The organism is Pyrococcus kukulkanii, assembly GCF_041647995.1.
In the GTDB taxonomy this organism is placed as follows: Archaea; Methanobacteriota_B; Thermococci; order Thermococcales; family Thermococcaceae; genus Pyrococcus.
In genome coordinates this window covers 477,351-490,377 of record NZ_JARRIB010000001.1, presented here as the reverse complement: position 1 = coordinate 490,377, position 13,027 = coordinate 477,351, and the positions used below count along the sequence as shown (strand labels likewise).

General features: G+C 44.7%; 16 protein-coding genes, 1 tRNA gene and 1 pseudogene. 10 read left to right on the top strand and 8 right to left on the bottom strand.

The genetic code is table 11. The features are described from left to right. The first annotated feature begins 118 nt into the window (after positions 1-118). From P8X24_RS02990 to P8X24_RS02980, 3 genes are all read left to right on the top strand, one after another. Entirely contained in the window at positions 119-982 is an 864-nt protein-coding gene (locus P8X24_RS02990; RefSeq protein WP_372913989.1) for a sulfide/dihydroorotate dehydrogenase-like FAD/NAD-binding protein, read from the top strand. Positions 983-987: 5 nt separating this feature from the next. Further along, positions 988-2,418 carry an NADPH-dependent glutamate synthase gene (gltA, locus tag P8X24_RS02985; protein ID WP_372913988.1) on the top strand — a complete coding sequence of 477 codons (1,431 nt, stop codon included), beginning with the start codon at positions 988-990 and terminating at the stop codon, positions 2,416-2,418. A gap of 151 nt (positions 2,419-2,569) precedes the next feature. After that, positions 2,570-2,773, top strand: a complete 204-nt coding sequence (locus P8X24_RS02980) for a ferredoxin (protein ID WP_372913987.1) — start codon at positions 2,570-2,572, stop codon at positions 2,771-2,773. 16 nt (positions 2,774-2,789) lie between these two features. On the opposite strand, the gene P8X24_RS02975 is transcribed toward P8X24_RS02980, so the two are convergent. Continuing rightward, a complete protein-coding gene (locus P8X24_RS02975) occupies positions 2,790-3,959 on the bottom strand; it encodes a nicotinate phosphoribosyltransferase (RefSeq protein ID WP_372913986.1) in 1,170 nt (389 codons plus the stop codon). A gap of 62 nt (positions 3,960-4,021) precedes the next feature. Here P8X24_RS02975 and P8X24_RS02970 point away from each other — a divergent pair, with 62 nt between their 5' ends. Together P8X24_RS02970 and P8X24_RS02965 are read left to right on the top strand one after the other, a co-directional pair. Continuing rightward, the gene (locus P8X24_RS02970) at positions 4,022-4,522 is read left to right on the top strand and encodes a flavodoxin family protein (RefSeq protein ID WP_372913985.1); all 501 of its coding nucleotides are present in this window, start codon (positions 4,022-4,024) and stop codon (positions 4,520-4,522) included. Positions 4,523-4,733: 211 nt separating this feature from the next. Further along, a pseudogene (locus tag P8X24_RS02965) lies at positions 4,734-5,525 on the top strand (SDR family NAD(P)-dependent oxidoreductase). On the opposite strand, the gene P8X24_RS02960 reads toward P8X24_RS02965, so the two are convergent. Further along, a complete protein-coding gene (locus tag P8X24_RS02960; RefSeq protein ID WP_372913984.1) occupies positions 5,514-6,155 on the bottom strand; it encodes a hypothetical protein in 642 nt (213 codons plus the stop codon). The pseudogene P8X24_RS02965 and the gene P8X24_RS02960 overlap by 12 nt on opposite strands. Positions 6,156-6,265: 110 nt before the next feature. Here P8X24_RS02960 and P8X24_RS02955 point away from each other — a divergent pair, with 110 nt between their 5' ends. Genes P8X24_RS02955 through P8X24_RS02945 form a run of 3 tightly spaced genes read left to right on the top strand, consistent with a single transcriptional unit; the run spans position 6,266 to position 8,836 of the window. After that, positions 6,266-8,035 carry a tRNA uridine(34) 5-carboxymethylaminomethyl modification radical SAM/GNAT enzyme Elp3 gene (locus P8X24_RS02955; RefSeq protein WP_372913983.1) on the top strand — a complete coding sequence of 590 codons (1,770 nt, stop codon included), beginning with the start codon at positions 6,266-6,268 and terminating at the stop codon, positions 8,033-8,035. 52 nt (positions 8,036-8,087) lie between these two features. Then, entirely contained in the window at positions 8,088-8,342 is a 255-nt protein-coding gene (locus P8X24_RS02950) for a hypothetical protein (protein WP_372913982.1), read from the top strand. Continuing rightward, entirely contained in the window at positions 8,339-8,836 is a 498-nt protein-coding gene (locus P8X24_RS02945) for a YkgJ family cysteine cluster protein (RefSeq protein ID WP_372913981.1), read from the top strand. The genes P8X24_RS02950 and P8X24_RS02945 overlap by 4 nt, the downstream gene beginning before the upstream one ends. Here P8X24_RS02945 and P8X24_RS02940 read toward each other — a convergent pair. Next, the gene (locus tag P8X24_RS02940; protein ID WP_372914185.1) at positions 8,795-9,019 is read right to left on the bottom strand and encodes a helix-turn-helix domain-containing protein; all 225 of its coding nucleotides are present in this window, start codon (positions 9,017-9,019) and stop codon (positions 8,795-8,797) included. The two genes, P8X24_RS02945 and P8X24_RS02940, sit on opposite strands and share 42 nt — an antisense overlap. A gap of 110 nt (positions 9,020-9,129) precedes the next feature. Here P8X24_RS02940 and P8X24_RS02935 point away from each other — a divergent pair, with 110 nt between their 5' ends. Next, on the top strand, positions 9,130-10,122 hold the full coding sequence (locus P8X24_RS02935; protein ID WP_372913980.1) for a glycoside hydrolase family 5 protein: 993 nt from the start codon (positions 9,130-9,132) through the stop codon (positions 10,120-10,122). 455 nt (positions 10,123-10,577) lie between these two features. On the opposite strand, the gene P8X24_RS02930 is transcribed toward P8X24_RS02935, so the two are convergent. From P8X24_RS02930 to P8X24_RS02915, 4 genes are all read right to left on the bottom strand, one after another. Further along, complete coding sequence (locus P8X24_RS02930; RefSeq protein ID WP_372913979.1) at positions 10,578-10,787, bottom strand: DUF2283 domain-containing protein; 210 nt, start codon at positions 10,785-10,787, stop codon at positions 10,578-10,580. 23 nt (positions 10,788-10,810) lie between these two features. Next, positions 10,811-10,887: transfer RNA gene (locus P8X24_RS02925), tRNA-Val, on the bottom strand. A 111-nt stretch (positions 10,888-10,998) separates the two neighbouring features. Continuing rightward, a complete protein-coding gene (locus P8X24_RS02920) occupies positions 10,999-11,760 on the bottom strand; it encodes a tRNA (adenine-N1)-methyltransferase (RefSeq protein ID WP_372913978.1) in 762 nt (253 codons plus the stop codon). Next, complete coding sequence (locus P8X24_RS02915; RefSeq protein WP_372913977.1) at positions 11,757-12,371, bottom strand: DUF257 family protein; 615 nt, start codon at positions 12,369-12,371, stop codon at positions 11,757-11,759. Before P8X24_RS02915 ends, P8X24_RS02920 begins: the two co-directional genes overlap by 4 nt. Positions 12,372-12,428: 57 nt before the next feature. Here P8X24_RS02915 and P8X24_RS02910 point away from each other — a divergent pair, with 57 nt between their 5' ends. Further along, the gene (locus tag P8X24_RS02910) at positions 12,429-12,731 is read left to right on the top strand and encodes a signal recognition particle protein Srp19 (RefSeq protein WP_372914184.1); all 303 of its coding nucleotides are present in this window, start codon (positions 12,429-12,431) and stop codon (positions 12,729-12,731) included. Here the strand turns inward: P8X24_RS02910 and P8X24_RS02905 are convergent, their stop codons facing one another. Then, positions 12,732-12,974 (bottom strand): Lrp/AsnC family transcriptional regulator, encoded by a 243-nt coding sequence (locus P8X24_RS02905; RefSeq protein ID WP_372913976.1) that lies wholly within the window; start codon positions 12,972-12,974, stop codon positions 12,732-12,734. Positions 12,975-13,027: the final 53 nt, after the last annotated feature.

Genomic DNA, 13,027 nt, shown 5'->3' with positions numbered 1-13,027 from the left:
CGTTTCCTTTTAGGGGCTTCATATCTTTCACCTTTTGTTTACAATAATTTTATAAGCACAAAACGTTCACAATCTAATGTAATGTTCAAAAATGTTCATTCGAACGGAGGTGTTCATAGTGTACAAGATCCTTGAGAAGAGAGAAATTGCGATGAGAAATACCTGGTATAAAATCTATGCTCCCCATGTTGCCAGAAAAGTCCAACCGGGTCAGTTTGTTATCGTTAGGGCATTCCAAAATGGTGAGAGAATCCCTCTAACTCCTGTGATGTGGGACAGGAATGAAGGATGGATAGTACTAGTAGTATTCACACGGGGAAAGACTACGATGAGAATGGCCCTTGAACTCAGCGAAGGAGATTCCCTACTAAATGTTGCCGGTCCGTTGGGCAATCCCGCTCCAATGGAGAAGTTTGGCAAGGTACTTGCAATCGGTGCTTATGTAGGTATAGTTGAGGTTTATCCTATAGCTAAGGCGTGGCAGGAGATTGGAAATGACGTAACGACATTACACGTAACCTTTGAACCTATGGTAATTCTCAAAGACTATCTCGAAAAGGCCGTTTCAAGGCATATAGTTGAGCCAGTGAAACTGAATCAGAATCTTGATCTCAGGACCAACATGAGATATGTGACTAAGAGACTCGTGGAGAAAGTTAGGGAGCTTCTGGAGCATGAAAACTGGGATCTTGTGTTTATGGTAGGCCCTCCAGGAGATCAAAAGGCCGTATTTGAAGTAGTTAAGGAGTTTGACATTCCAATGAGAGTTGACCTCCATCCTATAATGGTTGATGGGACTGGAATGTGTGGAGCTTGTAGAGTAAGAGTTGGAGGAGAAGTGAAGTTTGCCTGTGTTGATGGGCCTGAGTTCGATGCTTACCAGGTTGATTGGGACGAGTTAATTCAGAGGGTTGGGTTCTATTCTAAAATGGAGAGAATTGCATTAGAGAAGTATCTAGAAGAGCTTAAAGCTAGGGGGTGATGTAATTGCCTAAGCTCATCAAGGAGAGGGTTCCTACTCCTGAGAGGCCTCCTGGGGAGAGGGTTAAGGACTTTTATGAGGTTAATCTTGGCTATACTTGGGAGTTAGCTTTAAAGGAAGCAGAAAGGTGTTTACAGTGTCCTAAGGATTATGCTCCTTGCATCAAGGGATGCCCCGTCCACATAGACATCCCAGGGTTTATAGCCAAACTAAGAGAACACAAAGATAATCCACACAAGGCGGTTAAGGAAGCTTTGAGAGTTATCTGGGCTTGTAATTCTCTTCCTGCGATTACTGGTAGGGTTTGTCCTCAGGAGGAGCAGTGTGAGGGGGTCTGTGTTGTTGGAAAAGTTGGAGACCCAATCAACATAGGAAAACTCGAAAGATTCGTTGCAGATTACGCAAGAGAACACGGAATTGATGATGAATTGCTAATGGAAGAGGTTCCGAAGATTCAGAAGAATGGGAAGAGGGTTGCCGTTATTGGTGCTGGGCCTGCCGGTTTGACCTGTGCTGCTGAATTAGCGAAGATGGGTTATGAGGTAACGATATTCGAGGCACTTCACGAGCCTGGAGGGGTTTTGGCATATGGAATTCCAGAGTTTAGACTACCAAAGGAGATACTCAGGAAAGAGTTAAAGAAGCTTCAAATCCTAGGTGTTGAGATAAAGACTGACCATATAGTTGGAAGGACAATCACTATTCCCGAATTACTGGAGGAGTATGATGCTGTATTCATTGGAACGGGAGCTGGAACCCCAAAGCTCCTGAATATCCCAGGGATAAACCTCAACGGCATTTACTCGGCCAACGAATTCTTAACTAGGATAAACTTGATGAAGGCTTACAAGTTCCCTGAATATGATACTCCAATAATAGTTGGGAAGAAAGTCGTCGTTATTGGAGCAGGTAACACCGCCATGGATGCCGCGAGATCTGCCCTTAGATTGGGTGCAGAGGTTACGATTGCCTATAGGCGTGGAGAGGAGGACATGACGGCTAGAATTGAGGAAGTTGAGCATGCCAAGGAGGAGGGAGTTAAGTTCATGTTCTTCGTTAACCCCGTGGAGTTCATAGGAGACGAGGAAGGTAGAGTCAAGGCGGTGAAGTTTGAGAAGATGAAGCCGTTGGAGGAGAAGGACGCCAGGGGTAAGAGGAAGATCATAGGGACCGGGGAGTACATAACAGTGGAAGCAGACACAGTTATTATTGCAATTGGACAAGTGCCTAACAAGATCCTCTGGAAGACCACCCCAGGACTCAAGGTCACAGAGAAGGGAACAATTGTTGTTAACGAGAACCTTATGACTTCCATTCCTGGGGTTTTTGCCGGTGGTGATGCAATTAGAGGTGAAGCTACTGTAATCTTGGCCATGGGTGATGGAAGAAAAGCAGCAAAAGCAATACACGAGTATCTATCTTCAAAGTCTTCTTGATCCCCTTCTATTATTTAACCATCTTAGGTTTCCCTAATTTCCAACTTGCGGATTTTAACTTTTTGTTTTAGATAAAAATTGGCAGAAAAATTCGAAAAGATTACGAAAGGTTTATATTTACCTAGGCTTACGTTAGTTCGGTGATGGTTCGATGGCGTGGAAGGTAACCGTTGACCAGGACACCTGTATCGGAGATGCAATCTGTGCAAGCCTCTGCCCAGACGTTTTCGAGATGAATGACGAGGGTAAGGCTCAGCCCAAGGTTGAGGTCATCGAGGACGAGAACCTCTACAACTGTGCCAAGGAGGCAATGGAATCCTGTCCAGTTAGTGCTATCAGCATTGAGGAGGTCTGACCTCCTTTCTTTATTTCTATTCTATTATTAGGTTGAACTTCTTGGCCTGTTCTAGTACGTACTCCCTGATCTCCCTAGCCTTTGGAAACTCCGCTACAATCTCACCGTTTTCTACTATCGGTTTAAGCAGGGGCTCGACCTTTGCTCCACATACCGGGCATCTCTCAAGCTTCTTATTTGCTGGAATAACATGGTAGTGACCATTCTCACAGCGATAAACCTGCTTTCTTCCGCTAAGCTTGCCTCTCTTTGCCATTGGCTTCCCTTCGACTTCGACTATATCTAAGGCGAAGTCAATGGGCTTTGCGCTTGCAATTGCCCCTCCAACTCCAAATGCATCCGCGACATCAGCGATCTCCTTTATCTTCTCTTCGTCCAATCCGCCCGAGATAAATATCTTGACCCAGTCGTAGCCCCTAACTTTTAACTCCCATTTAACTTCTTCAATGATTTTTCGGAAATTACCTCTTCTTGAGCTTGGGGTGTCGAGCCTTACTGCAAACAGCTTCTTTCCAAGGGTTTCCGCGGCCATTACAGCCTCAACCTTTTCATCATAAAAAGTATCGACTAGGGCTATCCTGGGAACTTCCTCTTCTATTACCTCATCGAAGTACTTCCATGCCTTTACTTGGTCTCCAACGGTGATTATCAGTGCGTGAGGCATAGTTCCTACTGCTTTCTCTCCCATCATCTCTGCCCCTAAAACGCCAGAAACACCATCGCAACCACCTATGAACGCTGCTCTATCTATCATCGGGGCTATTGCTGGATGCATGTGTCTAATCCCGAAGGAGTATACGGGCTTGAACTTTGCAGCAATCTTAATTCTTAATGCCGCAGTTGCAATTCCACTTGCTTGACTCAACATTCCCAATAAGGCCGTCTCGTAAATCCCGAAATCCTCATAGTAGCCCTCAATTTGAAGAACGGGTTCATATGGATGGAATATTGTTCCTTCTGGCATCGCGTAAACGTTCACGGGCAATCCTTCGAGGAGTTTCGCAACTTCTTCAACTCCAACGAGAACTCCCCACTTCCAGTTCTTTGGGAGTGACGTGGTTGTTACATCTGCAAAAACTTTCTTGTGAATGTTCTTCGCCTCAAGGATCTTCTTTGTCCTTATGAAGTATATATCCGTTGTCTTTCCGGCCTTTATATCCTCTTCGCTGGCTATGTAGAACTTCATGACCACCACCACAATAAATATCCTCAGGAACCTTTAAGACTTCCCACACCCATGCATGATCAATGATAGTAGTTTCAACTAGAAGGGGATCAACAAAAAGAATAGCTGAGGCTATTGCTGAAGGTCTGGGGGATATTGTAGTAGATCTCAGAAAAGAGTGGCCGGAGGAGTTGGAGGATTTCATAGTCCTCGGAACCCCGATATATTACGAAAAGCCCCTGCCTGAAGTCTTGGAGTTCATTCGGAGGAATGATGGCCTAAAAGGGAAGGTAGTTGCAGTGTTTGTGGTTTGCATGGCTGATATCTTTGGAGTGCTGGGGAAGAGGTATGCGGAGTTTAGGTACCTCAACCTCGTTAAGAGGGGGATTAAAGGTGATATCATTGATGAGAGGATCTTTAGGGGATGGATAAGGAAGGAAAACTCCAGGACAATTAAGGAGGCCTATTCCTGGGGCCGTGAGCTAGCCGAAATATTCGGAGGAAAAAGAAAGCTAATACCTACGTTTCGTATTGAGAATAGCAGAGCCGAGGAAGAGAACCCCAAAGCTAAGCCAGCTAAATGAACTAGGAAAGGTGTGCTATCTTCCTTTGTCGAAGATCTTTGAAGATGAGCCAAGGGATTTTATGGAGGCCATTGGGAGGGCTTTATTGAAAGAGGTACATAGTGGAGGATCTGCTCGTTAGGTATTCCCAGGAGTAGCTGAGGAAAGCCCAGTGTCAAAAGTCCATAATGTTTAGATAACCCTAACCTTATTATATACTTTAGGTGATCCCATGAACCCACTCCATGAGCTCATCTCGCTCTCCGGGAAGACTGCCCTAATAACAGGTGCGGCCTCGGGAATAGGTAAAGCAACAGCCTTCAGGTTTGCCGAGGCTGGAGCTGACTTATACCTTTCGGACATAAACGAAGAGGGTCTTAACCTCGTCAGGGAGAGAATTCAGGAGAAATTCAGTGTCAATGTTGAAACATTCAGGATTGACCTGTCAAAGAAACAAGAGATAGACCTCCTCTGGGAGCAGCTTAAAGGTAGGGAGCCAGATGTCCTCGTGAACAATGCGGGAGTTTACTGGTTTAAGGACTTCCTTGAGGTTGATGAAGCCTTTTACAGGAAGGTCATGGCGATAAACCTTGACTCCGTCTTCTAGATGTGCCAGCACTTCGTGAGAAGGAGGAAGGAGCGTGGGGGAGTGATAGTAAATGTCAGCTCAATAGAGGCCTTCCTCCCATTTGCCAAGGGCTTGGTTCACTATGATGCCTCAAAGCTTGGCGTTGTGGCACTAACCAGGGCAATAGCCAGAGAGTACGGGAAGAAGATAAGGGCGAACGTCGTTGTTCCGGGAGGAATAGAGACTGAAGGAGTAAAAAGGCTGAAGAAAGAGGCGATAATGAAGTTTGACATGGAGAAGATTGCGATCTCCTTCAACTTCAACGCAAGGCTTCCAATGGGAAGGTTTGGAGATCCCGATGAAGTAGCTAGAGTTATCCTGTTCCTCGCAAGCGATCTGGCGAGCTATGTCAACGGGGCAATAATTCTGGTCGATGGTGGGTTTCTATCCACGTGAATAGTATATTCCTCCGACGGTTTCGTTGTTCCATACTGCGAATATCTTCCACTCATTATCTCCTGTTTTCTCCACGAAGACTTCAACCTCAACCCCTAGCGTGAAAATAGTTCCTAGCCTTGTCCTGTTCTTTATTTCGCTAAATTTGAGTTGATAATCTGCTTTAGTTTTCCTTAATGGCTTTTTTATCGTAATATTTCCGGAGTAAACCTTCCCATCGTAAACAATGCCAATCGAAGGGATAGTGTTTGATGTGACAATTGTACCATTGAGTACTGGACTGAAATCCACTCGTAACTTTATAGACTCGGGAACCTTGGGGAATTTCAATACGTACACTCTAAATCCAGCTCCACTATATCCTTCCTTTGCGGCGATATCTATCTGTTCAATTATTATATTGGCTAAAAGTTCTTCGACTTCTTTTGCAATATTTACTGGAACCAGGATAGTTACATTATATTCGGAGTTATTCACATACACCCAGATTTTATCGAGCTTAGTAGTCGTTAGTTGCTGTGTAGTAGTATTTTCCGGGGTGGTGTGAGTCATAGTTGGAGTTTCAGTTGAGATGCACCCGCTAAACCCTACAACTAACATAAATAATATAACAAGTACCTCTATTTTCATTGATGCCCCTCAGATCATGATAAGTTACTTTAATTTAAACTTTTCGTTGTAAATTGTTGTAAAGCAAACACTTTAAAGCTAATGCTTAACTTGGGCTGAGAGGTGTTCCAATGGGTGAGTTTGAGAAAGCCGTGGAGGAGATCGTGAGGATCCTTTTACGTGGCGAGATTAAGGATAGAGAGGAGCTAAACAAGCTCAAGATAGAGGTCTCTAGGAAGTATCACCTTCCACGCTTACCCAGGAACTCTGAAATCTGGAGGGCACTTCCTAAAGATAGAAGGGAGGAGTTCAGGGATCTCCTAAAGAAGAAGCCCACTAGAACCATCAGCGGAGTTGCTGTAGTTGCCATGATGACAAAGCCCTTCCCATGTCCCCATGGACGCTGTATCTACTGTCCTGGAGGCCCTGCCGTGGGCTCTCCCCAAAGCTACACCGGGAAGGAGCCATCGGCCTTGAGGGCTGCCCAGTACGGCTATCATCCGTACATAATCATGATGGCGAGGCTCAAGCAGCTTTACGACATCGGTCATCCAATTGATAAGGTCGAGGTGATAATCCAGGGAGGAACTTTCCCTGCCGTTGACTTGGACTATCAGGAGTGGTTCATCAAGTGCGCCTTTAAGGCGATGAACGACTTCCCCTACTTCAAGGATATAGAGAACCTTGAGGAGAAGCTTGTAAGGCTTATCCTTCAGAAAGACAAGTCCGTATTTGAAGAGGACCCTAAGTTTAAGAAGGCCTGGGAGAGGACTCATAGGAAGCCCTACTACTATCTTGAGGATGAGCAGAGGAAGAACGAGAAGGCCAAAGTTAGGATGGTTGGCTTAACTATCGAAACTAGGCCAGATTGGGCCTTTGAGAAGCAGATAGACAGAATGCTCGCCTTTGGAACGACGAGGGTTGAGCTTGGAGTGCAGACTATATTCAACTTCATCCATGAGAGGACGAGGAGGGGTCACGGAGTTGAAGAGATAGTTAAGGCCACGCAGCTGTTGAGGGATGCTGGGTTGAAGATTAACTACCACATAATGCCAGGCCTTCCTGGGAGCAACTTTGAGAGGGATCTATACACCTTTAAAACGATCTTTGAGGATCCAAAGTTCAGGCCTGACATGTTGAAAATTTATCCAACGCTTGTTACTAGGGATGCTCCCCTGTACGCTTGGTACAAGGCCGGTCTTTACAGGCCCTACACAACCCAGGAAGCCCTTGAGCTCTTAGTCGAGGCCTATAAGATCTTCCCAAAGTGGGTCAGGGTCATGAGGATCCAAAGGGACATTCCCGCTCACCTGATAGTTGCTGGGGTTAAGCACTCCAACCTCGGGCAGCTCGTCTTTGAGGAACTAGTTAGGAGGGGAATAAGGCCGAGGGAGATAAGGTTCAGGGAAGTTGGACATCAGATGCAGAAGTTCGGGAAGATTCCCGAGGTAGAGCACATCAAGCTGCTGAGGGAAGATTACGAGGCTGCAGGCGGAACGGAGATATTCCTCAGCTTTGAGGATGTAAAGAACGACATCCTCATAGGCTTCCTCCGCCTGAGGATCCCGAGCGAAAAGGCTCACAGAAAGGAGATAAACTGCTGTCCTTCAGCCATAGTCAGGGAGCTCCACGTTTATGGTCCTCTGGTTCCAATAGGGGAGAAGCCCAAGTACGAGTGGCAACACAGGGGCTACGGCAGGGAGCTGTTGGCTGAGGCTGAGAGGATAGCGAGGGAAGAGTTCGATGCGAAGAAGATTCTCGTGATAAGCGGGGTTGGAGTTAGGGAGTACTACCGTAGGTTCGGCTACAGGAAGGACGGGCCCTACGTGAGCAAGAGGCTCGACAGGGCTTACGCGGACTACGGAAAGAGCGATAAGTTTGATGCCCACCTTAACACTTGATATACCTAGAAAAGGTGATAAACCCAGGAACGAATCCTAAGTGGTGCTCGGTATGGAGTTCAAGCATGATAGTGAAACGGTTAATGAGGCCATTGGAATTTCAGAATGGAAGGCTAAAGAGATAAAGATGTTCGTAACAAAGCAGATCCTCCTTCTCTTGGAGGGGAAGCTTGACAGCGTTAGTAGGATAATGGAGATGATAGATTCGAAGTACAAGGAGAGAAATGAATTTGGCTATGCAATGTTCCTCCTGGGGCAGGGGTTGATGATAGTCGCTCAAGAAAAGGTTAGGGAGGATAGGGCTTGAGGTTCAGGCCTAAGCCATTCCTTAAGCCTGTTAAGTTCAAGTGCCTCTTTTGCCTAGACTGTTGCAGGGGTAGGCATGTTTATCTAACCTACAAGGACATTGAGAGGCTAATTAAAGCTGGCTACGATCCCCAGGGATTCTTAACTTTTTCAATAGAGAATGGGAAGATAAGGTTCGTCCTATCGGTTAGGGAGTGGGATCTTGGTTGCATCTTCCACGATCCCGAGACGGGGAAGTGTAAAGTTCACCCACACAGGCCCCTTATCTGTAGGATCTACCCATTTATGGTGTCAAGGAAGTCCCTTGGAGTTGAAGGTGAAGAGCCTGTAGAGGTTAATGGAGTAAAATATTGGCTCTATTACGATGAGAGTTGCCCAGGAATAAATGCCGAAGATGGAGTAACTATAACACCTGAAGAGATCCTCGAACTGGGCATAAAATTTGAAGAAGAGCTAGAGCGCACTAATCTTGATTCCGTCATGAATGTGCTCTAATTTAAGCCCAGGATTTAGTGCATATAATCTTTTCCTAGCATCTTCTAAGAGGTAGATTTCTCTGATCATACCAGAATCCTTTAAAACCTTCAATGCGTGGCGAACGGTTCTTTCAGAAAGGTTCGTTGCTTTTGCCAGCTCTTTAGAAGACATTGGTCTCTCTAACGCTTGAAGTACTAGAATGGCAGACCTTGGGAGTTTAGCAAAGTCGATCCCTCCTCATGGCGAAACCCCTCCATGGGTTGGAGTATCACCTTTAAAGTTTTTTCTGATCTGGCATCGACATTTTATTAGTGAAAAGGAATCATGAATTATTATATTACATTGTGTCGACCCCAGTTTTTGCATCTCCTATTTACTATGAGGCAGTTAATGGTAACATATACAAAGTTAACATGACAACCGGAGAAAGGGAGAGAATCTACCTGTTTGGGGTTAGTTGGTTTGGTTTTGAGCTTAAGGATCACATCGTTTATGGCTTAAACGTCAGAAACTGGAAAAATATCCTCAAAGACGTTAAGAGGCTTGGTTTTAATGCTATTAGGCTTCCCTTCTGTAGTGAAACCATTCACGGTGCGATGCCCAATCCTAACATGATAAACTATGAGTTAAACCCTGATTTAAGAAACCTAACTGGCTTGGAGATAATGGAAAAGATAATTCAAGAGGCCAATAGACTTGGCATTTACGTGCTCCTTGACTATCATAGGATTGGCTACACTGAAATTGAGCCCTTGTGGTACACCGATAACTACAGCGAAGAGCAGTACATCCAAGATTGGGTGTTTTTAGCGAAGAAGTTCGGGAGGTATCCAAACGTTATTGGGGCCGACATAAAGAATGAACCTCACGATGAGGCATTTTGGGGAACTGGAGATAATACAGATTTTAGGTTGTTTACTGAGAGGGCTGGCAAGGCTATACTCAAAGTTGCTCCTCACTGGCTGATTTTCGTTGAGGGGATCCAGTATACTCACGTTCCTGAGATTGATAGGGTGATGAAGGAGAAAGGCTGGTGGACATTTTGGGGAGAGAACTTAATGGGAGTCAAGTACTATCCCATTAGGTTACCCAGGGACAAGGTAGTCTATTCTCCTCACGTTTATGGGCCCAGCGTTTACAACATGCCCTACTTCGATTCCCCAGACTTCCCCAAGAACATGCCTCAGATATGGGAGACGCACTTCGGTTACTTGACGAGCCTCAACTATACCCTCGTTATTGGGGAGTGGGGTGGGAAATACACTGGTAAGGACAAAGTCTGGCAGGATGCTTTCTCCGACTGATTAATCAAAAAGGGAATTTACAACTTCTTTTACTGGTGTCTAAATCCCGAAAGTGGCGATACTGGCGGAATATTCCTTGATGACTGGAAAACAGTGAATTGGGAGAAAATGAGAGTTATCTACAGGATAATAAAAGCAGCTAGGTCTAACTTTAATGAGCCACTCTTCATAATCTTGAAGAAGAACACCTCGGGCAGGTGTTTGATAAAGGAGAGAAAGTGACGATATACTGGTACACGAATGGAGAGATAATTGACTCTAACTTCGCTAAGTCCAACGAAGGGGAAATAATTTTGACGTTAAACGAGAGCATTAACCTTTACATAGTCGCCAAGAAGGGAAATGAAACCATGAGGAAAGACTTGTATCTTTCTGTAATAGAGCCGAATACTCCGATAACTACAACTTCCCGACCAACGATATCTGAGAGAAATCCTAAAATTTTTGCAATGCTTCTAGTGTCTTTGGGTATATTGAGTTTTGTAGTTTTTCTGGTTCTCAAAAAGAAGCTTGTTTGATATTTCAGCGTTCCAAATCTCTATTCCCATTATATCCCCTTTCTCATTGTATTCTACCCAAACATCTTCCGCTACTTCGTCAGTATCGGTAACTTCTCCCTCCCTAATTAGGATGTATTTGTTCTTTAGATCGTACCTAACTTTCATACATTTCACCATAGAACAGAATTTGGTGGGCCCGCGGGGATTCGAACCCCGGACCTCCGCCTCGTAAGGGCGGCGTCATGACCAACTAGACCACGGGCCCATGCCCATGGATTACCTTTAAATCCAAATTATAAACCTTTCTCTTGGATGATGATCTTCACGGTACCCTGAGAGCGGTTACAATCTCGATGATGAGCCCCCTCTCGTCTGATCATACCTTTCGGGCGAACGTTATGTAGCCCGTGTGGGCAAGAATTGTGGTTGTAGGTCTCATGCACTCCTTCTTTACCTCTTGCTCAAAAATTACTACATCAATGGTTCTTGGCCTCATGAACACATCTCTAAACTCTCTCAGCTTCTCTCTAAGCCTTATCACCTGATTAGCGCAGGGAGTGTAGGCAACGAAGAATCCTCCTGGCTTTAATGCTTTTGCTGCATGCTCCACGACCCTTTCCGGTTGGGGCAGGTCTAAAATTACGTGATCAACGTTCTCCTCATCTATACCCTCGTATATGTCTTTCAGCTTTATCGTTACTCGATCGTCAAAACCTGCCCACTTTATGTTCTCCCTGGCAAGCTTTGCAAAATCCTCCCTTATTTCGTAGCTGACTATCCTCCCTTGGGGACCGACTATATTAGCCAAGAATAGCGTTAGAGCACCACTTCCCACTCCAGCCTCTACTATGAAATCCCCTGGAGAAATTCCTGCATATGCAACTATTAATGCCGCATCCTTTGGATGGACTATCTGAGGGCCCCGTTTCATTTTATCTATATAATCCACTATCCTGGGCTTTAGAATTTTGAACTCATGTCCTTTGTGACTCTTTATTGATTCTCCGTACTCCTTGCCAATTATCTCCTTCAGCTTTAATATTCCCAGATCGGTGTGGAAATCCCTGCTTTGAACGGTGACTAAATACCTTTTTCCCCTTGGATCAACGAGAACTACTTTCTCTCCTTCCTTAATCATCCCTTCTTCACCAGAACTCCCTTATTTGAGGCATATATTACCAATGGGCTTATCTCTTCTAAGGCTGCAACGCTCTTTTCAGGGGCCAGATCCAAGTTCAGGAGGTATATTGAGGTCCAGTCTTCTATTGGTAGAACACTTCTACTTAGCAGAATTGTCTCTAGAGCCCTCTCCCCTCCAAAATATAAGTACTCGGCAAGTCCTACCGTGATGAATACTACCCTCTTTGATGACTTAGCAAGGATTTCCCTTATTCCTGGGTAGTACAACTTAATAAATTCTGAGAGCTCATACGTGAGAGGAATTTCTTCAACTATTTCACTATAGCTAATCTTCCCAGGCCCGATTTTAACTGCCTTAACATTCCCCATTATCCTCTCCATTACCCTCTTGTACTTTTCAGGGGAGACTCTCCTTATGTACGTTCTGAAAAGTATATCCCCCACACCAAAAAAATCGTCTATGACTACCTCAAAGTCTTCAATAAAACTCATGACTAAGTTGTCCCAAAGAAGTTCGTGAGCGGGAAATGTACTAGGATATTCTATTATCGCTATATCTCCATTCTTTATTTCATCTATGATCATTTTAGCTATGATGCCACGTTCCATACTTGCTCCCCAAAGATTTTAAACCCATGAAATTTTTAAAGTTTGGGGGATTTTAAAATGGGAAAATTTGTTGTTTGGCCCTCTGAGCTTGATGCTAGGCTCACCAAAAAATATGGAAGGATAGTCCCTAGGAACATTGCGGTTGATAATCCCTCTTTAGATGAAATAATTGATGCCTTAGAGATGATTGGGGTTAAAGTAATTGAGATTGAGCGAGATAAACTAAACCCGAGGTTATCTGGGGTAGATGAAGATTTGAGGACCTATGGAATGCTCATCGTAGATAGCCCCTATGGAAAGGCAAAAACACTCAAACTTGTTGCTCAGAAAATCAGAGAGCTTAGGAAGAGAAAGAAATAGCTACTCTTCTTCAATTTCGACGACAATTGCTGTGGTTGTGTCTATAACTCCATCAATGTTATGGATATCGTGGAGTATCTTCCTTGTTAACTCTCCCAAGTCTGAGGCCTCTATGTGAACTATAGCGTCGTAGGGGCCAGTAACGGCATCTGCCTTTGTAACTCCTGGTATCTTCTTAATCTCCTCAATAACCTTCTGGACTTTTCCTATCTCAATTGTCAACAAAACGTACGCCCTAACCATTTTCCACACCCTTGGGAGTTTTCTCAATGAAAGATTAGTTTACTCAGCTTATA